The sequence below is a fragment of the Burkholderia sp. AU27893 genome (assembly GCF_002223205.1).
GTDB lineage: Bacteria > Pseudomonadota > Gammaproteobacteria > Burkholderiales > Burkholderiaceae > Burkholderia.
In genome coordinates this window covers 75,515-97,035 of sequence record NZ_NKFD01000007.1, presented here as the reverse complement: position 1 = coordinate 97,035, position 21,521 = coordinate 75,515, and the positions used below count along the sequence as shown (strand labels likewise).

The window sequence follows — 21,521 nt, the reverse complement described above, 5'->3', positions numbered from 1 at the left end:
GGATGTTGAGCGGGCGGAGCCCGCGGGGTTTCCAAAGGGGCCCGCCCCTTTGGGCACGCGATATGAAAACGGGAATGCGTTAGCATTTCCGTTTACATATCCATCGTGCCTCGGCCGACAGGCGGCCGGGCCGCGACCGTACACGACCTAACAAGCTCCTACGCAAATCCAACAGCTCAAGTCGTGGCCTCTCAGATTCCATACGGAATCCGTATCATTTCGGTCAGAACCCGGCACAAGAATCTGCCCTCCGCGTATTGACGCCCGCCCCGGTGCGGCTCTACAGTCAGCCCGTCTCACGTCACAAATGCACTGATGGCACACCTCGCGCTCGCTCTCCACGGGTCTACGTCATGACCGACCTCGCACTTCTCGCTCACGATTCGCTGGCACTGGCACGCGGGGCCGAGCATCGCTCGAAGATGGCCCGCTTTCGCGAAATGTTCGAATACGTCTGTGCCGCGATCGACGCAGGCGTGCGGCATCTCGCCATTCGCGACCTGCTCGCAAAGCACGGCCTCGACCTGTCCGTCGCGACGCTCGACGTGATGATTTCCCGCGTCCGGCGCGAACGTAATCTGCCGCTACCGCGTGACGCGCGGCGAGCCGCTGCACGGCCCGTTGCCCCCCGCACGTCGCTTTCCGAACAGCAGGCCCCGGAGCCGGCATCGGCGGCCGACGACGCACCCGCTACCGCAGCGCAGCGGCCAGCTGGGCCGGTCCAATCCATCAAGGCATTGGTCGCGGCCGTAGTACGGCCGAAGGTCGCGCTTCCCGACGACTGGCTGACGAGCGAGACGCTTACTCACGAACAGCGGCGCTCTCTGACGCCGGAGCAACGCGCGGCGCGACAGCAGGCACGAAAGGAACTGTATTTCCCGAATCCGCTGCGCGACCCATCTCCTAAGCCTGCGTCGGCCGCTGTTGACCCCGACAATCCGGAGCGACCGCCGGCGTGATGCCGGCGGCCTGCTGTGTTACCGGTCGGTCCGTGCCTGCGTACGGCCGGCGTCAAATGCAGCAATGAGCGCATCCTTTAGGCTCCACACGGCGACGTCGTAGAAGTCGAGCCGATCCCGATAACGGCGTTCGAGCGTTTCCACGAACAGGTATCGGCGCGCGATGCCCGCCAGCATCGCGTCGCGTTCAGGGTCGGGCATCACGCGTCCCCCACGGCCTTACCGGCCTCGTAGGCTTCGCGCAGTGCGTACAAGAGGTCGCCGAGCGCTACGTCGATGCGGGACGAGGCTTCGCCATGCACAAGCGCCGCCGGCACAAGGCAGAAGATGTTCTCGGCGATCGCACTCAGCATTGCATTCTCAAGATAGGGTTTCAGGGTCATTGTTCAGGTCTCCGCGAGGGGGGCCGCCAGCGGCACAGACACGCGCCGGCAGCGCCGTACTGTCGATAGTCAGGCGGCGATTGCGTCGAGCGCCGCCAGGCGCGCGACGGCCGATGCGTGATAGGTAGCGTCCAGCTCGATGCCGACATACCGCCGGCGCAGTTGCTTCGCGGCCGCGCACGTCGTGCCGGACCCCGCGAACGGGTCCAGGACGAGATCGCCCGGCTTCGTGAAGGCTTCGATCAGTGTTCGCATGCTGCCGATCGGCTTTTCGGTCGGGTGCAGACGATTACCGGAATACTTCCACGGCAGTACGTCCGGCACCGGCGACGCGGGCAGGGCCGGCGACCCCTTCGCGAGAACATAGGCGGATTCGTGCTGGTACTTTACGAACCGTTCGCGCGACGCGTACGGCTTTGCGAACACGATGTGTCCGACGATCCGGAATCCGACCGAGCGCCATGCGTCGAAAAATTCGTCTGTTTTCGTCCAGCCGTAGAAGCTGATACACAGCGCGTCTCGTTTCAGCACGCGGAACACTTCATCGAAGGCAGGTGCGAGCCATTCACCATGTACGTCGTTGGCGATCGAGCGACCGGAGCGGTCCTTGTAGTTGACGAGATAGGGCGGGTCGGTCAGTGCGAAGTCTGCAACGCCGTCCGGAAGGGTGGGGAGAATGTCAAGGCAATCGCCAAGGTAAAAGAAGTCCATGATGTGCTCCATCGAGGTTAGGACGATGGGCAGCACGGCAGCGCCAGCGGCTGCACAGTGTGTCTACCCGGCGCTGGCGAGCGCCGGAAGGGGGGCGGCGGTCAAGGGACCGTGGAATAAATGATGGGCCTCCCGGTCAGGGAGAGCCGGTCGTTTATGCCGCGAAAGCCCTTGAAGGTCGGTTGACGTGTGCGACACTCGTTGCGCACACGTCAACCGACCGGCCGTCGACACACTTCCGGCGATCGTTGGCGACGGGTAGACACACCCCCGTTAGCACGCTGACGGTCTTCCTTGAGCTGGCGATTGCAAGAACGACAAGGCGACCGTGGAGAGGGTGGTAAGTCGCCTTTGGACGTGAGAAAGCACCGCGCAGCGGTGCTTTCGATCTGGAGTGGCGGGCGCTCCACTGGATTGCCCGATTGCGCGCGCGAATGTCATTGCCGCGTGCGGCAGCTGAGCCGACCGTGGCTCCATGCAAAAGGCCCCGCCGAAGCGGGGCCTTTGGGAGCGTTGCAGGCTCGGCGGTTAGCCTTGCTTGAGCTTGCGCATACCTTCACCCAGCACCCACAGCGCGCGGTTGAGCTTTACGTTTTGGTCGATCCCGGCTACTTCGCGCGTTGTCATCGTGCGACCAGTGGCCGACCGGCCACGCAACCCGCCGCGAATCATGTTTTCCTGAATCCGGTTGAACGTCGTCCACAGGTCGTCGTTTCGATCCTCCGTGCGACGTGCCCGCAACAGTTGATCCGGCGTGATCGGCGCGGGCACGTCGGCGTTCGGTTCGTACTTCAGGGACAGCGCGGTTTCGGCGAGTAGCGCTTGCTCCTCGCGCTGCAGCGTGACAGCCTGCATGCCTTCCTTCTGCTCACGGATCAGGTTGAAGCCGTCCAGAACGTCGAACGCGCCTTGAATCACGTTGTCCACGATGTTGCCCTTGTGGGGCACACGGATATCCGACAGCGTGTCGCCGCACACCATGCCGTTTTTGCAGACGAAGCGGAACATCCCGGCGATCATCTGGTAGCTGCTCGAGCCGTCATGGCTGTTCAACATGATGATCTCGTCGGCTTCCGCACCGTTGATCTGCGTCGCATGGCGCAGACGAATCATGTGCTTCGTGTGCTCGCGCTTGCTGTCGTCGCGCACACGCGTCTGGCAAACAAAGAACGGCTCGAAACCCTCCTTGCGCAGGCCGTCGAGCACCTTGATAGTCGGGATGTACGTGTAGCGATTCGAGCGGCTTTCGTGCGCCTCGGTCGCGAGGATCGACGGGGCGACGCGCGCGATCTGATCATTCGACAGCGGCGTGTCTGCGCGCAGCGACGGGGAGTGGGCGGCGAACGTGCGCGAAAGGCGGGTAATTTGAGTCACGGCTTTTTCTCCGGATAAGGACCGCTGCGATATGCTGCGGCCATATCGATATAATAGGTCTTTAAGACCTATTAAGCAAGTGACATTTTTGTTTCAATGAGGAAGTCGCCCGATGTCTAATCGACAATGGGCGAGGGCGTATGAGTCAAAAGAGACGCCCCGTCAGGGCGCCACTGTTGCTTATCGGATCATGGCGTCAATGCGGAATGTCAGGATCAACCTCCGGGTCGGCTTCGTCTGCGTCCGGTTCATCGTCCTCCCATACCGTGTCCGTCTGCCGGTTCGCCAGCACCTCTGGCAACCAGCCACTTTCTGCAAGCCGCAGTTCGGCGGCCGCCGCCGCTTCGCCCTTCTTCATACCCACGAGCTGCGCCGCCGCGTCGGCCGATACCGCCTGTGTTACCACGTCGATGATGCGCTGCTTCGAAACGTGGTTCAGGTAACTCGCGCGGGTGGGCTTCCAGTACGCGGCCATGTCGAGGCCAAGGGTGTCGGCCAACGTGTTGACATCGTGCGGCCGGTCCCATCGACTCAGGCCGTTGACGGTCGAAGCCACACAGAAAGCGAACAGATTGGCAAGCATGTCCTCGGAGCACGACAGAAGCCACGGCAACAGATCGCGAACCTTGCAAGGCAGCACCGCGCGCCACTTCTGCCGCTCCCCGTCGATGAACAGCCACGCCGGACTGTCGGCCATGTCGTCGGCCGCGCGCAACAGGCGTTCATGGGTCGGCGTGAACTGCGCATCCAGTGCATCCATCGCGCCTGCCTCGTAATGCTCGGCGAACACGCGCGGCACCATCGCGAACATCTGATAGGCGAGGGCGACGGTCGGCCGCTTCATCAGTTCCACCTGGACGGCAGCGGTACGATGCGCCGTCAGACGTTCGCACAGCGTTTCACCATGCAGCGGTTTTGCCTTCTCAGGCGTGATTTGCTCGGTCCCGACGACACCCGACTCCTTTACTGCGGCCTTCTCGCTTGGCTTGACGAGTCCTCGCTCGATCTGCAGGGTGCCGGAATAGTCGATCCAGATGTAAGCGCCCGCGCGTGCTTTCTGCTCGTCCGTCCAAGCGTTGCGTCGCTCGGCAAGTTCGGCTAAAGCCGCTTCCGCCTCTTGCGCGACCTCTTCCAGTGCTTCGCCTTTCGCGTCGTCGTCCTCCGCTGCATCCGAGTCTTGGTGCGCAAAAAACGCTTGGCGAGCGTCATCACGGGCCTTCTCAAGCTTCCGAAACTCGGCCTTTTCCTTGCGGGTAAAGTCCCGCGTCTCCGGGCGCAACCGGCCATATCGTGCGAGTAGCGTCGAATCACGTTGGACAGCCGTTTCCACCCACGACCAGCCTTCCGCGCCGGTGTCCACGGCTACCGCCGTCAGCCTTTCTACTGCCAGTCGGCTGAGCAATTCCAGATCGTTGATGTATCCGCTATTCTTCGCATCGCTGAACAAATCCCGGCGCACGTATCCGCCTGCCGCCTCGTAAGCGTCCAGCCCGACAAAAGCAACAAGCGGGTTGTCGCGCGCGCATGTCTCCTCTTGCGTGATCACACTTCGGATTGCGTTGGGCCGCTTCTGCCAATCCTGTTTAGCGTCGAACCAAATCCGCTCTTGCTGTTCGTGACTGTCACTCAATGCGAGCGCGCACACCTGCTCGTACGACATCCCGTCATCGCGAAACACGTCGATCAGCTTTGGCGAGACACTCGCCAGCTTTAACGCTCGGCGCACGTCCCGCTCTGCCACGTTGAGACGGCCGGCGATGTCGGCGATGGAGCGCCCCTCTGCGGCCATTCGGCCGAACGCCACGCATTGGTCGGCAATATGCATGCCTTCACGCTCCGCGTTTTCGATCAGGGAGATCGCCAATGCTTCCCCTTCCGACACGATGCGAATCGGAATCAGGTCGCTGTCGCGTGCGCGTCCCTCACTTTTGAGCAGGTCCATCGCGGCGAGCCTGCGCTGTCCCGCGCACACGCCATGCTGGCCGGGTTCGCCATCGATCACGTGAGCGACAAGGTTTTGCAGCAGGCCCGAAACGGCGATGTCCTCCGCCATCTCGCGGATACGAGTGGGCGGCTTCTTACGTGCGTTGTGCGGCGACACGCGCAAGGTGCCGAGGGGTACGTACTGGAGCGGGGCAAGGCCGTCGATGGCAGGGGTCGCATTCGTTGCAATTTCAGACACGGGTTTTCTCCGGTTACGGACCTCAGCACCACGCCGAGGCCACAACCATATAATAAGGTCTTAAAGACCTAACAGCAACGAATTATTCAAATAAATTCATTGCCTATTAGGTCTTTATGTCCTAATATATCGATATGGCCGCAGCACATCGCAGCGGTCCTTAACCGGAGTAAAACCGTGGAAGAAAACGTCATTGAAATTCGTTCGGAGCTGGTCGTCGAGGAACAGCGTATGCACTTTTTGCCGCATTACTTCGGCGCGCGATACCTGCATGGCGAAGCGTTTGTGTACGATTGGGCGCGCCGTCTCTGCTCGACGTACAACGGCGGCATGTGGCATTTTTTCCGCCTCTCGAACGGCGCGTTCTATCTCGCCCCGGAGATCGCAGCGCCGGTGTCGGTACGCTGGAACCTGAACAGCTACGAGGGATCGATGGGTGCCGAGGCGTTCGGCATCGTCGTTACGTTGTACGCGCTGTGCCACATGGCCGAGACCTTCGGCGACGAGCGGTTCATCGATCACTACCATGCACTGCGAGCGTTCGCGGTTCAACATCCGGAACAGCGGGAGATCTTCCGGGCAATTGACTAATTGATACGGGGCGCTCGGTCATGCGACCGGGCGTCCATGCGGCGCGACGAAGAAGCGGACGATCCCCCCTTCTTGTAAGCTCGGGGGCGACGTCGCGAAGACGTTGCGCGCGCGCCTGCGCGCCCGAATCGAGGGCCACGGGGACCCACGCCATGCGTGGGGAGAGGCCCGGCCCGGAGCGAAGCGCAGGGACGATTCGGTGGGGCCTGCGCAGACCACTACGGGGTCGTCAAGCTTGGTCCGCGATCGCGAAGTGATCGCGGGGCAAGCGTGTTTCCTCCGCGGCACAAGCCGCGGGGGCTGGATCGGAAGGTCTCGTTGTGCAGGGCGCCGGTATGGACCCGACTGGGGTCGTCAAGTACGATCCGTGATCGCGACGCGATCTCGGATCGTACGTGTTCCCCCCGCGGCGTAAGCCGTGGGGGCTAAATTGAACAGTCCCAGCCCCGCCGCTGGGAGTTCAAAAAAGGAGAGGGGTGTGAACAAGGAATACATCGCGAAGGGGATCGAGGTTACGGGCGCCGCGCTTGGGTTGGTCGTCGCGTATCAAGCCGTTCGCTTCTGCCAAGGCGCGATTGGCGTGCCGATCGTCGACCAGGCCATCCAGTACATCGGCCGGCCCTTCGCTACCGCCTTCGAGCATCAACTGGGCGTCCGTCTGGTGTATTCGGACACCGGCTCGCAAGATCTCAGCGTAGCGGTACCGGCATGGATCCAAAGAGGGGCCTACTACGTGGTCGGAATTGCGACGTGGCTCCAGCTTTGCCTCCTTGTACAGTCGTCCGCTCGAGCCGCTGCACGCATCTATCAAGTCGGTTTCGATCAATATTGCGACGAAGTGCGAGCGGCGAGGGCGGCAGCGGAGCGCCAGGAGCGAATCCTGGCGGAGCGTGAGCGTCGACGCGAACTCCGGCGCAAGCAACAGGAGGCGCTGCAGCCCCGATCTGGCTTCAGCCTCGGCACCCTGGTTGCCGGCATCATCATCGGCTCGTTCTTTTTTTGACTCGAACACTACACCCGTCCACGGAGGGCAAAGTGAACTACGCGAAATCGTTCTTCAGTTGGAGACTGACCAACACTGAGTTGGCAGCGTTCGCGCTGGGCCTCGTGGTTGGCGCAGCGGGCGCAATCACCGGCTCTCTCTCATACTGGCACTCGCGCGACGTCGAATCGAGTAATCTCGCGCGAGCCGAGCTCGCGTCGGCAAGGATCCAGCAGGCTCAGTTCCTCGAGATGGTATGCCTCGAGGCTGCGTCGGTGCGGCCGGTCGGAGCGCCGGCGCCAGATCTTCCTACCGAGTGTTCTCCGGTCCTCGCAAAATTGCGTGCCGCGATAGACACCCAATCACCGAATCAACGAGGTAAATGATGAGTAGCTCTGTCCAAATGGAAATCCGACCGGAATGCCTGCAGCCGGCCATCCACTGGGCGTCACCAACCGGCTCTGAAGTTCAGGAGGTCGTTCGTCGGACCGGTATGAGCGCACGAGCTGCCACCCGATACCTCGGTCTTGCGGATCCGACCGGCCGCCAGATTCGGCGGTGGATTGCCAACCAGGCGGCCATTCCGTATTCGGCGTGGGCACTCCTTTGCGACGCTGCCGGATTAGGCCCGATCTGGCGTATTGATCCCGAGTCGCTGTGACATCACACCGTAGCCCGTGACACAGTCGTGCGCTATCCTGCCCACGTCTCCATCACGAGGTCGACAAACCCATGCTCATCCGCGAACAGGGTCGCCAGGTGAAGCTGTTGCGTGTTCAACGCTCCACGGAAACGGGGCGCAACCGTCAGCTGCTTATTGGGGCATTTCGCGCAGGAGATGAGGTTCCGAGAGCATTGCTTGAGCTGCTATCGGTCGAAGAGCACACATCGCTCAATCGGTGGCTTGCGGTCTATCACGCGAGTTCAGAGCTGGCTCGTGCCCGGCCCACGCTTGCAAGTGCATCGGCGCAGCTCGAGGGGATCGTCACCGCAATCGATACAGCGGCTGATACGCTGACGCCGGCGGCGGCCGACCAATTGTGGGCGCAATTGCAAGGCGTCGCGGCAGCGTTGCGACGCGGCGGCCATCCTCGGCTGCGGCGGGCGCCGACAGTTCACGCGCCGCAGCCCGGCCAGCGAGATCTCGTCGACGAGCTCGCCGTTGTCGACAGCGAATTCCGAACGCCGTAGCCGGACTCGTCGCGATCGCGATTCGGGTCGGTCGGACAGCGCACTGGATCGGTCCTTGCGACACGCAAACCCTGCAGCGGAGAGCTGCCTCGAGCTGCTGGAGGCCGAGCCGCGGGGAACCGTTCTACGTTCCGTCGCGCTTTGCAGAGCGGGCGGCGATGGCAGCCACCAGCGCGGCAAATGCGGCCATACCCACCGCTAACCCAATCTCCTTCAGCAACGTTGTCACTGCCCCTTTGGCCCCATGTTGCCTGGCACTCTCCGAAACGTGCTCTTCCCTGGTTCCCCGGACGAATCCGTACCTCGCATGTTCCGGTAACGCGAGGACCATTCGGTCGACCAGTTCGGTCAGTTGCCAGCGGCGTGTCGCGGAGGCGGCGCAGATCTCGGCGGTCGGAAGGTTGAAGAGGGCGCCAACGTCCGATCGCTTCTGCTCGATGTTCGCGAGCTGCTCGGCGCCTGGCCGGCGCTCGTCCCGGATCCAGGCGTCTGTCGGCTCCAGCTTGTCGCATTGATTGACCACCACCAGGAATTTCGTCGCGCTGCGCCCGATTTCCGGCTCCACGATCGTCTGATAGTAGGCTTTGTCGGCCGCCAGGGCGCGGTCGTCGGCTTTGACAACCCACAACACCAGGTCTAATTCCGGGAGGAGGTTGCGGTAGAGTGCTGCGTACTCCACGTCGCGTTCGGCGCTTTCGCCCAAGCCGGGCAGGTCGACCAGGAGCACGCCGGCAAGATCGCCCTGCATGTCGAGGAGGGCCTGCTGCGGTGCACGTGTGCATGCGGACACGTCGTTGACTTCAGCGACGTCGTGTCCGAACAGTGCGTTGAAGAGCGCGGACTTTCCCACCCCGGTCTTGCCGAGCACCCCGACCCTCGGCACGTAGCCCAAGGTTTCTCTGATCTTCTCGATGGTGTCCTTCGTGACCTCGACGCCATGCCTGCGCAGCACGTCGCCGAACGCCTTCACCAGGTGAGGGTCGATGGCCATAATATTGCACGCTCCTTCGAGTGGATGTTGGTGGTAGGGCACCGGCTCTCCGCGGCTACCCCTTGTGTCGTGTGTCAAGCGTCGAACGCTTCGATCATGCGACGCTGGGCCTCGACGATCGCCAAGGTGTTGCCAGGATGCCAGTCGGCGATCGAAAAAGGCATGTTGAAATATGGATAGCAGCTGAAGGCGAACCGGGCGAGCGGCGGCAGCGGACGCGGCGCCCACGGGTTCTCGAGAAGCACTACGTCCTCATGGAACACGAACAGAATGGCCGACAGGCGACTCTTCTTCTTGCCCTCGAGGCGGAAGCGCCCGTCGTGTCCCATACGCTTCGGGCCTGACTGATCCTCGAACACGGGCGCATCCCTCCAGCCGTAGACCCCGTACCACATCCCACCACTGCACAACTCCCGACCAGCGGATCCACGAATGAGCGGCGACGTCTGGTGCGGCTTGACCAGTTGCGAGGCTATGGCGCCGCCAAAGTTGGTGAAATCGGCAACGAGCACGCACGGCCGGTCGGGGTCCACCTGGCCCTCGTCCGGCTTCATCCCGCAGACCCTGCTAATCAGGTTGGCCTGGACGCTGTCCCCTTCCTTCTTCGGATCCGGCCGCCCGCCCGGGGTCAACACGGTCACTGTCGTACGCACCGTCCTATCACCCTCCGTTATCTCCGAGCGTTCGATCCCGTAAGGGTGCTGACCGTTCGGCGTGTTCGCGGCCGCCACGAGGTTGTCCTGCTCCTTGTCCTGGTGCTTCTGAAACACCTCGACCGTCACCGGCCCGTCGCCGGCGTCCACCGAGAAATCCGGCGTGGCGTCGCTGCGTCTGATGATCGGCGTCACCTTGAATCCCGCTTCAAGCAGACCGCCGTATGCGCGGATCTCCGCCAGGGCCGACGAGGCTCCGCTCTCGTCTTGGAGATTGAGAAGGCGATCGACGAGATCTTCCAACCACGCTTCGCCACCAGTCTCCTGGGCAATGCGCGGCACCGATTCGTGGACCAAGATATCGACCACGCGCAGCTTCTCCCGCGCACACAGCGGGAACCACGACGGGTGGCGTACACCGGAGGGTAGTAGCGGTGCATTGTCGAGCTCCTCGAGCTGCTCTGGGGTGAACAGGTCGAACAAGCGGGTGACGGTACGTGTGGAGGTACTCATGCGATGCTCCCTTCCTCGGGCAGGTGGATACGCGATCGGTCGATTGTACGGCGACCACGTGACGATCGCCCTGCAATTGACACGCGAGCGGCCGCCTACAGGCGCTCGCCGCGCAGAAATGCCCCCAGTTGCTGGCGCTGATAGCCGATACTGCCGCCTGTCTCCAGCACAAGCGCACCCGCCGGTATGTGCCCGAGTTCGACCTGGCGTGCTAGACCGGCGTTCATCACGCGCCTGTAGTTCCGGCCGCCAGCGAGCAGGATCGAGCGTGCCGACGCCGGCCACGCCGTCGGCATGAAGCGGTCGAGCTCGCCGAGCATGAGGTCGGCACGGGCGGGCGTCATCAGTTGATCGTAGGGCTCAATGATCGTGTCCGGCGCAATGAAGCCGTGCAGAGCGGACAGGATCATCACCGCCGGCGCCGACGTTGCCCGGACGTTCACGCGGAACGTGCTGTACATCACACCTCGGTACAGATCGATTGCTCGTGCCGCATGCTCCAGCTTGGTCGCGGAGCACGCCATGATCACGAGGGTCGGCGAAAGCTGATTCAAGGGAGGCATGCGGATCTCCTTCAAGCAGCGAGCTCGAATTGAGCGAGTCGACTCGGGACGCTGAGTGGCTCGATTTTCCATGGCTGCCTCGTTTGCGTTGGAGACTCCATTATTGTCGATAATCGAGAAAACGAGCAATAGATATCTATTGCTTAATCTCGTATGCATAACGTAGTATTCAGTCATGGCGTTACCGTCATCGCGCCTCTCCAATAGCCGGCGCGAAACTCAATCGAGGACCTTGGACCATGGCTCGCAACAACTTCTACGTCATCACCCTGAAGGCGATGTTTCTCTCCGACGTCGGCGACGCAGCATTCGGAACAGTGGTCTCATCGCATGCGGAGTCGCACAAAGCGTCCGAGCGCGCGCGCAAGCTCAACCGCGACAGGGAGTGCTCCACCCGAACGCCTGGCTTTGGCTTCATTGATCACGACACGCCGCTGGTCAAAGGGCAGGCATATCCGGAGTTGGCGCAACGCTATCTGCAGATGAAGTTCGATGCTGACGCGATCTATGCGATGAAAGGGGTGCTCGACCCCTACTGGCAGAGCAGCAAGCCCGTGACGGAGGAAGACACCGCGTGGATGCTCGAGCATCTGCAGCTGTCGCTGGGCGAGCTGCGCGAGCGATACGAGGACAAGGCGCGGGCCGAGCTGGATGCCGCACAGATCGATCGCCTAGCGAATGCCGAGCGACGCGCGCGCGTCGAGGCGGTGACCAACGAGCTCGCAACGGAGCGCAGTGAATTCACCTACACGTTTCCCGCCGTCGCCGGCACGCAAGCGGGCCGAAGTTACTATGCCGCTCAGGTGCCGTATAGCGCCCTGGTCAAGCTCTTCGCATTCGACGAGGAGGACACCGTGCCCGCGCGTCTGCGTGCGCAGCGCCAACTCAACGAGCGCCGCGCCGCGGACATTGGCGAGTATCTGGTCGACAACCCCGATAGCTACGTGCTGCCGGCGATCACCGCGAGCGTGTCGGCCGAAATGTCTTTCGAGCCGCTACCCGTGGCGGGTGCTGGTGGACGCATCGGTCTGTTACATGTGCCGATGGGTGCCACGCTGTTGATCAACGACGGTCAGCATCGCCGCAAAGGCATCGAACTCGCGATCGCTCGCCGGCCGGCACTGCGTGAGGAGTCGATCGTCGTGACGATGTTTTTCGATCAGGGCCTCGAGCGCTCGCAACAGATGTTTGCCGACATCAACGGCCGCCAGGTCAAGCCGTCATCCGCCATCAACGCGTTGTACGACCGGCGCGATCCGTTCAATGCCTGGGCGCTGTCGGTCATCGACATGCTGCCGGGGATCGACCGGCGGATCGATGTCGAGAACTCGGCGGTAGCGGCCAAGTCCTCGAAACTCTGGAGCCTGGTCGCGTTCAAGAAGTTCCTCTCGCTGCTCACCGGGGTCACCCAGAAAAACGTCGTCGAGCTGGAACCCAAGCAGTTGGCCCAGATCGACGCGTTTCTGAAGACGTTCTTCGAAGCGTGCGCACGGCACGTTCCGCATTGGGCCGCGATGATCAACGGCGATCTCCCTGCCTTCGAGGTGCGCGAAGAATTTGTGATCGGCCACGCCGTGTGGCTCGAAGCGCTGGGCATATTCGCGCGACGCGCGCTCTTTACCGGCTACATGTTGGATCACGGTCGCCCAGAGGAGGGCGTGATTCATCCAGAGCTCGCGCGGTGGGATCAGATGGCCGCCCTCGCGAAGGTTGATCCGCGGCGCGCCTCGCTGATGTGGGATAACCGCTGCGTCGTTCTCGGTAAAATGCAGAAGACGTCGGACGGCGTGAAGGCGACGGCCTCAAGGCTGCTGCTGTTGGCGCATGTTTCACTGCCGCCCGAGATGGCGGAGCTCGAGATGCGCCTGGATGGCGAGTTCCAATCAAAGCTCACATCGAAGACCGCTGTGGCCGCATGACGTGGTGCGGAGCGGCAGCCACACCGGCGCCGCTCTGCCCGAACGAAGACAACGAAAGGTAATGCACCCACCCGATGAAAGTCCCGGACTACCCCCTCACTGCAGAGACTCTGGCCGCCATGCTCGCGCTTTCACGGATCGAGAACGAGAGCATGCTCAGCGCGCTACGTGATCATCTGGTGCAGGGTGTGCCCTTGTCCGAGGCAGCGGAACGCTATGGATACAAGCGACAGCAGCTTGCGGTCCATGTGAAGGCAATCCAGGAGAAATTTAAGCCGGCGTTCGACTTATACGCGGCGCTGGTCCAGCGTGGACTCGCGAAGTCCCATCGGCCACCCAAGCCCGCGAAGTAGCGCAAGTTCGCCCGAATCAAGCTACCGGCCGCCGCCGGCACGCGTGCAATCCGATTCTCGCTAGGGATTCCTGGGATGAGCGCGCCTGGTCGCGCCAAGCGTCGGAAACGACACTTGCCGGAGCTGAGTATCAAGCCGGTAGGGGCCGGACATTCAGCGATACTGCGATCTCCTGCAGGCAGTCGCGTGGCCCACCACTGACGATCGTCGCCGAGCAGGCGAGCATCAAGTTGACCGGTAGGCCAAAATCCTCAATAAGGTAGCCGCGCATGCATTCTGGCCGACGACCTGCGCTGGGATGGCGGGGCACCCGGTCGATCAACGGCGCGACGTCGCTCGTGTAGGCGAAGACCGGTTTGCCATGTGCTACTGCAAAACCGACCTCGAACGCGGTGCCCGAGTCCGGCTCGCCGGCGCCACGGAAGTCGGCCAGATTTGCCATCACGACGTCGCAGCATTGGATCGACGCGATGTTGCTTTCGTAGATCTGACGCGCCTGGTGCGCAGGCGCTAAGCCCGGGCCGATCTCTGCATCGAGTGGAAAGACCCCTCGGAAACCGAGCTCGTCGCATAGCACTTTTAAAGTAGCGCCGTAGGCGGCCGCATCCGGACGAAACACATCGAAGCCCGCGAGATAAACAATCGGGCGTGTCATACGGCATGGCCAGTCAGCGCGCGGACAATCGCGCGAATCCCGAGCTCGACGGAGCCAAGGACGCCGGCAGCAACCACCGTGCCGACCATGAGAATCAGCCACCAGCGGATGGCCCAGTCGCGGAGCCGGATTAGCGGTTCAATGTATGGCGAGAACATGATGCTCCTCACGTAAATTTGGAGTCTAGTTAAACCATAGTCACTAAACACAACCGGCCCGTACCAAGCTCCGGTTAGTGTGCTCGCCGATTTACTCGGCGTCGGCAATCAGGAAGCGGGCACGATTCTTCCCTGCAATCCATCGCGGCGCCTTACCGCGGCCACTCCAGGTGGCACCCGTCTTCGGATCACGATACTTCGGCGCGATCGGCGCGCGCTCGCTCGCCGCACCAGCGCGACGTCGGCCGAAAAGCTGATCGGGAGTGATGCCGAATTCAGCGATCTGCTCACGCATCGTCGTGATGATGCCATCCAGCTCTGCAAGTCGCGCTTCTTCGGCCTGCTGTGCGAGGGCTTCTGCTTGCGCTTTCAGTTCGAGATAGGTAGCCATGAATGTGAAAGACTTTCCTCTATAAGGTTGCTGGATCAATAAATATACACAGATTCAATAAACGTCGTTCGGCGTAAACCCCTCGGCTGCCGACCGTGTCTCTCCGCAGTATTTGCACTTCCACTCTCGGGTACCGTCGCTGCGCGTGTCATCTTGGATCTCCAGCGTGTGCTTACCGCGCTCTTTGCAAAACGCTCGCTTTTCCTCGATGGTTGTGCGACCGATGCCCGTTACCACCTTGATATCCGAAATCAGACTCATTAGGAATCCTCGTGATTTTACATAATGGAATACATCGCCGTCAGAGGTGCATTTCTGAGTGTTGCACTTTTCGATGACACGTCGACCGTGATTCAAGAGCAAAAATCACCGATCACCGAGATAGTTCGAGACGTCAAATTCGTACTTGCACACGCTACCATCCGATTCGAAGCACCCTATCCATTTCAACGAGCCTGATTCAAAGTAGAGCATGTACTCGCGACGTTCAACGTTGCCAATCGTCATAGCGTCGTCGTAGTGAAGATCGCCGTCTTCGTCGCAGAGCAGTCGCCCGGCCGCAGTCACCTTGCAAAACCGCATTCTGAACTCCGACGGCAGGATGTCCTTGGTGTCGTAGGAATCGACCGCCTCGAAGCCGTCCGGCATTCTGTACGGAAATTTCACAAAACTTAGGAGGGACATGGCTTTCCTTTTCGTCAATCCCGTCGTCGCGTGACTATGACTTCTATGACACCGCTACCGAGAGCAATTCCTCCGCTTATGCACATCGCCGTAAGCCACCCAGTCACATTGAGAGGGAATGACCAAAGAACGCCAACGCAGAAAAATGACACGCAAAGAGCAAGTATCGTGGTGCCCGTCAATACAGAATTCGCGCGTATTTGATACGGGTTTTTCGGATTCGCCAACACAACGAAACCTTGGTGTTCGCCGTACTGAGCCAAGACACGACGGGCCTCCGCTATAGCCGGGGTCGTTGCCATAGGCTCTGCGTTGTCGATAAGGCAACTGAGCGCCGAACCCATCGCGTTCCGAGCTGCCACAAGCTGTTGATAATCACGATCGCTAAGTTCGACGGTCATGCCTCGTCCTTCGAGTGACGTTGCGCTTCATCGCCAAAAAATGTCCTGCGGAACCCGAAAATGTTGAAAGTGTAGAGAGCCCCGAACCACAAAAGTGATGTCAGGAGCACATACAGCACTTGGTCAAGCGCCCCCAGGCTGAGGTACCAAGTCCACCATTGATTAACGACGATCTTCACGTGCGAGATCCTCCCAACGCCCGTTTCTACACCAAACGACACTTCGGGCTTCACGCGAGCGCGTTATATAGCCCTCCGTTTGACACGGCTTTTCTCGATCGACTAGGCCATAACGGGCTGCATTTTCGTCCGCGACTGCTCGGGCCACAATGAACGGGGCGTCGTTTGGTAGTGCTTGTGCGAACAGTGCACGCGGCTCTAGTAAGAAGACCGCGAATGGGACAACCAGGGTTCCTTTCATTGCGTGCCTCACACCATGTGCTCCTGGGCACCTCCGCCCGATCTGTCCACCTGCTCCGACGTCGCAGCATTGGCCTTTCTCGCACGCGCCGCGTCAACTATCAAGTCAAGCTTCGTTGCATGAAATGTGGCTCACATTTTCTGTAGCTCAACGGGGGAAAACATCAGGATCGCGAAATAGCCCGTCCTGGTCGTGAAAGGCCCATCGGTCCATCCCTTCGGTACCTGGATCAGGGCGAAAGAGTTGGTTTGGATACCATCGACCGGCACGTCCACCTTGTGCTTGGTCAGCGTCTCGAGATCCTTCTGCGTAAACGGCTTAACCACACCCTTCACCGGCACCCACTTCCCGGCGCGGAATTCGGAGAGCGAATACGTGTCACCTGCCGATTCGACCTTGACGAGCGGATTCACCTTGCCATGCTCTTCAACTCCGTACGTTCCCGCTACGCCCTCGGTACCGTTATGGCACGCAGCCAAAAACAGACTCAGGATTCCCGCACACACGATCTTTATCATTTTCTGCTCGTCTGTCTACATTTTGCACGGCGGCCGGCCGGCACGGAACGTCGACACATACCACGTTAGATACGCACGGGAGTGTTGACGCTGATCCCGATTCCTCATTGAGTATATCTACATACTATATACTCAATGAGTGCTGTCAAGGACAGTGTTTGTCGCGGCCCAGGATCTCGCGGATGAACTTCCACGCCATGTCCGGCATGGAGCGATACTCTGCAGAACTGGATGGGAGTAGCCAGTTGTCGAGTGCGCGCTTCTTCGCACCAATGCGTTCCGCGAACTCTTCACGCGTCATGCCTAGAACACTCATGGCGTGTCGCAGGAAATCCTGTTGTGTGTGCGGAAGCTTCTTCACGCGCCCTCCCCTTATATACTCATCGAGTATCTTAGGCGACCGAGGACACTACGTCGATCATATTCGCTGGTTATCGGCAAGATGCAGCGTATTCTTAAATCGAAGCGACATGGATCGCCAGACCATTCAGCTTCGATGCGATCTGTAGTCTGCAGCGGCACGGGTCCTGGACGTCGCGCGCAAGCTCGTGGACCGGACCGAGCTACTCGGCGCCCTGCCGACGAGCGAGCGCGCTACTACTTGCGCTGCACGAATGTGCTGCCGTTGTAACGATATTCGCGCGTCGCATTACCGGCGTCGTCGATATTGGTCCAGGTGATCTTGAATCCGAATGGGTTCTCGACCCACTCAATCGCGAGCCACGGCGACCGATAGCCTCCATTGTCATCGAGAGACACGCTGTGCAAACAGCTTTGTACCGGCATCGAATAGACCGGGACCGCGGCGTTGCCGTTGACCTGCAGCGCATACAGCGTGCTCTCGTCGCCGGCTCCGCAAAAGCCCATCGGCTTGTTGCTCGACGATTGGCTCACGACCACCAGCACCAACTCCTTTCCGTCGACGACCTTTGATGTCGCCGATGGAAATCCGATGCCCGACGATGAAGCGACGGTCCGACGAAATGCCGTGGGCAACTTCACCGTGATTGTGCGGTGATGGGCGGCGTCTACTTCGATCAGCCGCTTTCCATCTTCAGTCGGTTGGAACCGAAGTCCATTCGAAAGCTGAACCGAGGCGGGCGCCTGTTCGTCCGCGAACGCGTTCACCGCACCGGCCACAGCAACAGCAACGACGCAACACTTAATTACCGAAGATATGATCGACATAGCAGATTCCGGAATACTTCCATGGATGATCTTTGGTTTGACCACCCTTCATTTTCGGGTACTCATCCTTGTCGCGCGCGCGAAGCTCTGCTTCACTCTTGCCTGCGTTCGAAGGGTTAGTCATGTCCCATCCTATGTTACCCGCTTGCGTGTCGCACAACACGTCGTTACGCTCGATCGTCCCCGCCGCCTTATCGACCTTGTAGTAGCTGCCACCGTTCCATCTCGAAAACGTCTCACGTCGAAGCTGCTCCTCGGTGTAGGGAAGGCCCTCAAAGTGCTTAATGGCATCGTTTTGCTTCTGCTGCCACAACGCAACACCAGCCTTGATGTTCTCCTTCCAGCTCCAGACCTGTTCATACGTTGGTGCGGGATGCGTCATTTGCGTCATGCCGAACCCCTTGTCGCCCGCGACCACGGGCTCCTCGTCAGAATTCCTGAAGTTTTTGAAGTGGCTCTCCTGATCGAGAACGAGATCAAAGCCGACCGTCTTTGGAATCGGTTTGAGAAAGGCGAGCACGTCGTCTTTCGATGGATTTTTCCCGAGAATGATCACGGTACGTCGGAAGTCCGTTGTGCCCGCCTTGACCTCGACGGACAGCTTCCCGCCGAGGATCTTGTCGTTCAGTTTCGCGTCCCACACCTTGTCATTACTGGTAAAAGACCCGGTCTCCGAAAACGACCGGACTTTCTTACCGCGGTTTCGCTTCTCGTTCAGCGGGCTCACCTGCGCATCCCATACGATCGTCCACTTCCATTGGTAGGGGGGAGGATCGTCCGACTTAAACTCGAACGTAATCGACGGAAACTTCGCGGTTTCGTCGATGTAGAACTTGTCTCCTGTCGCGGGGCGCACCCATTCACCGGCGTCGTTCTGAATGACAGCCTTCACCAGCGAATTTTGATCAGTGCCGGTCGTCGACGCGTGCCTCACGTGCCGCTTCACCGTCTTACGCTTCTTCTTCGTCGCCGTCATCATCGACCTCCTTGTAGACCGTCAGCGAAAGAGACTCTGGTTGATCGGTATAAATATGCTGAGTAAAGCCGTTTGCATCGCTGAAGCCGCTCCACTTCTTGCCGGATTCGCTTTCGATCTCGTACTTTGTGTGTGGCAGAACGGTCGTGCCATCGTCGTCGACCAGGTGGAACTGTTCGTGATATCGGGGGGTGTCCCCCGCATGGGGTAGCCCAGGAAGGACATAGCCTTGCGCGGTCGGTCCGTCCAGACTGTGCGACGCGCCCTTGATATCGATCTTGCCAGGCGCGTGGATCTGGATGTCACCGTTTGCGATGCGGATGTAGGCGCCGCCGGAAGTTAGGTAGATCTCTTGATCAGCAGCAACCTCGATTTTCGCGGTCGTCGAAAGGACTTTGACCGATTTCTGGGCGGTCAGCTCGATGTTGTCCGAGTGCGCTTGCACCTCGATCTTGCCGCGGCCGGCGAACAATTTCATGCCGGCACTCTGAACGAAAATGCTCAGCTTGTTGGCGACGCTCGCGATCAGCGACTTCCCGACCGCCACGTGCGTGCTCTGACCGCTGACGATGTTGACGTGTTGCGCAGCCGACAGGTGGGCGGAGTCGTTCGTCGAGATCGCGATGCCCGACGGACTTCCCAAAAGCATGATCGGTTCTTTGAAGGTATTCGCAGAACCCGTACCACCGCCTGCTGTGCGTCCCCCAGACGCGGAACCGGGGGCCGACTCTTGCGACGCGTCGGTCAGCTGCTTCAATGCGTCGTATCCGGCCTGCAAGCCCTCGGCGTCGTGTGCGGTGCTTGCGTCGGAAAGTGATTCGAGCAAGCTCTCGGCCCGCACCAGTTGCTGTTGTGTCTCGCGTGCGTCGAGTGGCTGGCTGTCGACCGGCTTCGGATACGTGGTAACGTATAGCCCACGATTCGCGCGAACTGCACCGTAGCTGTCGGTTCGGAGATCGAAGCCGGTCCCTAGGTAATCACCGCGCGCATTGCCGGTCTGCTGGATCAGGTAGCCGAGATGCAGCGCGGAATTTCCTTGGCTGCTGAACAACTGCACACGGTTTTGCCCGGTCGAGTCGTCCATCACCATCTGGTTGTACCCTGCCCCGGCGAACTCCTTCGACCGATAGCCCGATAGCAGACCATTCGTATGCCACTGGGGCTTCGTCGCGCCGTTATAGACGCGTGCAATTGCGATTGGGCGGTCACAGTCCCCACCGACGTAATCGATCAAGACCTCTTCGCCGACTCGCGGTGGATGGACGGCACCGTACCCGCTGCCGGTATCGGACTGCGCAACGCGGACCCAGCACGATGCGCTCTCGTTCCCGTCGTTAACACGATCCCAAATGAATCGCACCTTGATGCGGTTCAACTCGTCGGTGTAGACCTCTTCGTTCTGCGGGCCGACCACGACCGCGGTCTCGAGATGTGTGGTCGGCTTGGCATGATCAAACGGGCTTCGGAACGGAACCGTCGTCCGCTGTGCTTCGATCTCCACCTGATACGCACCCGTGGATCCGTCCGCAGCCGGCGAGGTATGCGCACCGCTGCCCAGGTCGTCAACCCCAGACTCGGCGATCAGCCGGTCGAGGCTATGTGGCATCCGGGTCGACGTTTGCGAGATCGGCAAGTTGTTCCGCACGATCCAGCGCACCGCGATCGCAGCGAATTCGCGCTGCTCGGTCGAGTCGCTGTCGTGATCGGGGTGGCCGTTCAAGGTGAAACGTTTGCCTGCGTCTGCTGCTCGCCAACCGCCGACACCGAAAAAACGCTTTGACCGTGATTCCCATTCTTCGAGGCGGGTTTTGGACAGCGCGTCGCCTCGCTCCTGCGCCATGAACGTATAGGCACCGGTGTACTGATAGACCTCGGCTTGCTCCGGAAGATCGCCCTGATTCGGCATCGTCGGCAACGACGTTCCCTTCGCGTTGAACGCGCTCGCCGGATTCTTGTAGTCGAAGGTGCGCGTGGTCAGCGACGTGCTTTGCAGCGTGCGCGTGCCGCTCCACTGCGTGAGCGCGTCCGAAACGATGGTCGTGCCTGCACGGGAAAACGTGAGCGGCAGTGCTTCATCGAGAGCCGTCAGGCGATCGGTGATGACAAGGCGGTGCGCTTTGCCGTCGCTGTCCTGCTTCCAGTAGCCGTACAGCCCTTCCGATTCCAGGAGCCGGTGGACGAAATTCCAATCTGTCTCGTTCTGGCGGCAGAACGAGAGCGATGGCAAGGTGCGCGACAGATGAAACTCGAAGAAGCCGCGTGCTTGGGGATGCGCGTTGAAAATGTCTGTGACGATCGAGTCGACCGACCTGTCCTGCCAGATCTTCTGGTCGCGGCGAAATCGAAGAAAGTGCATCCACGAGGCGATAGTCAACTGGTGAAACGTCAGTCCGCCGTCGGCACCCAGACGTCTCGCCGTATGCACGTAGCCGTTGTGTGGCGCGTAGGCGCCACTGCTCTGCTGGATCCAGACTGTCGCAGGCTGCGCGATGAGTTTTTTCAGCTCGACGCTCGACGTCGTCGAGACGACGTCGACGACAAACTCGAAATCGCGGCCGAGTCGTGATTCCCCGACCATCTGGTGGGGAAGCAAAACGTCGCTTCCCAACGACGTATCCAACTTGAGAAGACGGTCTTGCTGAATCAGTCCGCCTCGAATAAGCTGCATAAGATTACGCGAATCCATCTGCACACCTTTCTTTTTTATTACGCACACTTGCAAGGTGTAATGACACTTTGCCCTCGCGTCCGATTGTACAGAATGG

The 21,521-nt window shown here is 60.5% G+C and carries 25 protein-coding genes; 6 read left to right on the top strand and 19 right to left on the bottom strand.

Going from position 1 to position 21,521, the window contains the following annotated elements; translation table 11 throughout:
* Positions 1–353: 353 nt before the first annotated feature.
* Complete coding sequence (locus CFB47_RS41520; protein WP_070162855.1) at positions 354–959, top strand: hypothetical protein; 606 nt, start codon at positions 354–356, stop codon at positions 957–959.
* 18 nt (positions 960–977) lie between these two features.
* Here CFB47_RS41520 and CFB47_RS39390 read toward each other — a convergent pair whose 3' ends face one another.
* The 5 genes from CFB47_RS39390 to CFB47_RS39375 all read right to left on the bottom strand — a co-directional run bounded on the left by CFB47_RS39390 (position 978) and on the right by CFB47_RS39375 (position 5,609).
* Complete coding sequence (locus tag CFB47_RS39390) at positions 978–1,160, bottom strand: hypothetical protein (protein ID WP_070162854.1); 183 nt, start codon at positions 1,158–1,160, stop codon at positions 978–980.
* Complete coding sequence (locus tag CFB47_RS41010; RefSeq protein WP_143330924.1) at positions 1,160–1,342, bottom strand: hypothetical protein; 183 nt, start codon at positions 1,340–1,342, stop codon at positions 1,160–1,162. Before CFB47_RS41010 ends, CFB47_RS39390 begins: the two co-directional genes overlap by 1 nt.
* A 69-nt stretch (positions 1,343–1,411) precedes the next feature.
* Positions 1,412–2,053 (bottom strand): DNA methyltransferase, encoded by a 642-nt coding sequence (locus CFB47_RS39385; protein ID WP_070162853.1) that lies wholly within the window; start codon positions 2,051–2,053, stop codon positions 1,412–1,414.
* A gap of 528 nt (positions 2,054–2,581) precedes the next feature.
* Positions 2,582–3,427, bottom strand: coding sequence for a DUF932 domain-containing protein (locus CFB47_RS39380; protein ID WP_070162852.1), 846 nt, complete (start codon positions 3,425–3,427; stop codon positions 2,582–2,584).
* Between the two features lie 196 nt (positions 3,428–3,623).
* Entirely contained in the window at positions 3,624–5,609 is a 1,986-nt protein-coding gene (locus tag CFB47_RS39375) for a ParB/RepB/Spo0J family partition protein (protein ID WP_070162851.1), read from the bottom strand.
* Between the two features lie 177 nt (positions 5,610–5,786).
* Here CFB47_RS39375 and CFB47_RS39370 point away from each other — a divergent pair, with 177 nt between their 5' ends.
* The 3 genes from CFB47_RS39370 to CFB47_RS39355 all read left to right on the top strand — a co-directional run bounded on the left by CFB47_RS39370 (position 5,787) and on the right by CFB47_RS39355 (position 8,373).
* Positions 5,787–6,200 (top strand): antirestriction protein, encoded by a 414-nt coding sequence (locus tag CFB47_RS39370; RefSeq protein WP_226292501.1) that lies wholly within the window; start codon positions 5,787–5,789, stop codon positions 6,198–6,200.
* 478 nt (positions 6,201–6,678) lie between these two features.
* The gene (locus CFB47_RS39365) at positions 6,679–7,203 is read left to right on the top strand and encodes a hypothetical protein (RefSeq protein ID WP_070162850.1); all 525 of its coding nucleotides are present in this window, start codon (positions 6,679–6,681) and stop codon (positions 7,201–7,203) included.
* A 711-nt stretch (positions 7,204–7,914) separates the two neighbouring features.
* Positions 7,915–8,373 carry a hypothetical protein gene (locus CFB47_RS39355; RefSeq protein ID WP_070162849.1) on the top strand — a complete coding sequence of 153 codons (459 nt, stop codon included), beginning with the start codon at positions 7,915–7,917 and terminating at the stop codon, positions 8,371–8,373.
* Positions 8,374–8,497: 124 nt separating this feature from the next.
* Here the strand turns inward: CFB47_RS39355 and CFB47_RS39350 are convergent, their stop codons facing one another.
* From CFB47_RS39350 to CFB47_RS39340, 3 genes are all read right to left on the bottom strand, one after another.
* Positions 8,498–9,364 carry a GTPase gene (locus tag CFB47_RS39350; RefSeq protein WP_070162848.1) on the bottom strand — a complete coding sequence of 289 codons (867 nt, stop codon included), beginning with the start codon at positions 9,362–9,364 and terminating at the stop codon, positions 8,498–8,500.
* Between the two features lie 74 nt (positions 9,365–9,438).
* A complete protein-coding gene (locus CFB47_RS39345) occupies positions 9,439–10,530 on the bottom strand; it encodes a hypothetical protein (RefSeq protein WP_070162847.1) in 1,092 nt (363 codons plus the stop codon).
* A gap of 95 nt (positions 10,531–10,625) precedes the next feature.
* Positions 10,626–11,108 carry a DUF6884 domain-containing protein gene (locus CFB47_RS39340; RefSeq protein WP_226292502.1) on the bottom strand — a complete coding sequence of 161 codons (483 nt, stop codon included), beginning with the start codon at positions 11,106–11,108 and terminating at the stop codon, positions 10,626–10,628.
* Positions 11,109–11,332: 224 nt separating this feature from the next.
* Between CFB47_RS39340 and CFB47_RS39335 the strand changes: the two genes are divergently transcribed.
* Together CFB47_RS39335 and CFB47_RS39330 are read left to right on the top strand one after the other, a co-directional pair.
* Entirely contained in the window at positions 11,333–13,012 is a 1,680-nt protein-coding gene (locus tag CFB47_RS39335; protein ID WP_070162846.1) for a DNA sulfur modification protein DndB, read from the top strand.
* Positions 13,013–13,086: 74 nt separating this feature from the next.
* The gene (locus CFB47_RS39330) at positions 13,087–13,365 is read left to right on the top strand and encodes a hypothetical protein (protein WP_070162845.1); all 279 of its coding nucleotides are present in this window, start codon (positions 13,087–13,089) and stop codon (positions 13,363–13,365) included.
* Positions 13,366–13,495: 130 nt separating this feature from the next.
* On the opposite strand, the gene CFB47_RS39325 is transcribed toward CFB47_RS39330, so the two are convergent.
* The 11 genes from CFB47_RS39325 to CFB47_RS39275 all read right to left on the bottom strand — a co-directional run bounded on the left by CFB47_RS39325 (position 13,496) and on the right by CFB47_RS39275 (position 21,442).
* Complete coding sequence (locus CFB47_RS39325) at positions 13,496–14,020, bottom strand: nucleoside 2-deoxyribosyltransferase (protein WP_070162844.1); 525 nt, start codon at positions 14,018–14,020, stop codon at positions 13,496–13,498.
* The gene (locus CFB47_RS41515) at positions 14,017–14,178 is read right to left on the bottom strand and encodes a hypothetical protein (RefSeq protein ID WP_174990677.1); all 162 of its coding nucleotides are present in this window, start codon (positions 14,176–14,178) and stop codon (positions 14,017–14,019) included. The genes CFB47_RS39325 and CFB47_RS41515 overlap by 4 nt, the downstream gene beginning before the upstream one ends.
* 91 nt (positions 14,179–14,269) lie before the next feature.
* The gene (locus tag CFB47_RS39320) at positions 14,270–14,569 is read right to left on the bottom strand and encodes an H-NS family nucleoid-associated regulatory protein (RefSeq protein WP_070162843.1); all 300 of its coding nucleotides are present in this window, start codon (positions 14,567–14,569) and stop codon (positions 14,270–14,272) included.
* 54 nt (positions 14,570–14,623) lie between these two features.
* On the bottom strand, positions 14,624–14,830 hold the full coding sequence (locus tag CFB47_RS39315; protein ID WP_070162842.1) for a hypothetical protein: 207 nt from the start codon (positions 14,828–14,830) through the stop codon (positions 14,624–14,626).
* Between the two features lie 105 nt (positions 14,831–14,935).
* Positions 14,936–15,253, bottom strand: coding sequence for a hypothetical protein (locus CFB47_RS39310; RefSeq protein WP_069301965.1), 318 nt, complete (start codon positions 15,251–15,253; stop codon positions 14,936–14,938).
* A 397-nt stretch (positions 15,254–15,650) separates the two neighbouring features.
* Positions 15,651–15,833 carry a hypothetical protein gene (locus CFB47_RS39300; RefSeq protein ID WP_141716975.1) on the bottom strand — a complete coding sequence of 61 codons (183 nt, stop codon included), beginning with the start codon at positions 15,831–15,833 and terminating at the stop codon, positions 15,651–15,653.
* Positions 15,834–16,205: 372 nt separating this feature from the next.
* The gene (locus CFB47_RS39295) at positions 16,206–16,592 is read right to left on the bottom strand and encodes a hypothetical protein (protein ID WP_069301963.1); all 387 of its coding nucleotides are present in this window, start codon (positions 16,590–16,592) and stop codon (positions 16,206–16,208) included.
* A gap of 145 nt (positions 16,593–16,737) precedes the next feature.
* Entirely contained in the window at positions 16,738–16,953 is a 216-nt protein-coding gene (locus CFB47_RS39290) for a transcriptional regulator (RefSeq protein WP_226292008.1), read from the bottom strand.
* A 236-nt stretch (positions 16,954–17,189) separates the two neighbouring features.
* The gene (locus CFB47_RS41005; protein ID WP_141716974.1) at positions 17,190–17,780 is read right to left on the bottom strand and encodes a hypothetical protein; all 591 of its coding nucleotides are present in this window, start codon (positions 17,778–17,780) and stop codon (positions 17,190–17,192) included.
* Complete coding sequence (locus CFB47_RS39280) at positions 17,755–18,756, bottom strand: hypothetical protein (RefSeq protein WP_069301961.1); 1,002 nt, start codon at positions 18,754–18,756, stop codon at positions 17,755–17,757. The genes CFB47_RS41005 and CFB47_RS39280 overlap by 26 nt, the downstream gene beginning before the upstream one ends.
* On the bottom strand, positions 18,731–21,442 hold the full coding sequence (locus tag CFB47_RS39275; RefSeq protein ID WP_069301960.1) for a type VI secretion system Vgr family protein: 2,712 nt from the start codon (positions 21,440–21,442) through the stop codon (positions 18,731–18,733). The genes CFB47_RS39280 and CFB47_RS39275 overlap by 26 nt, the downstream gene beginning before the upstream one ends.
* Positions 21,443–21,521 lie beyond the last annotated feature (79 nt).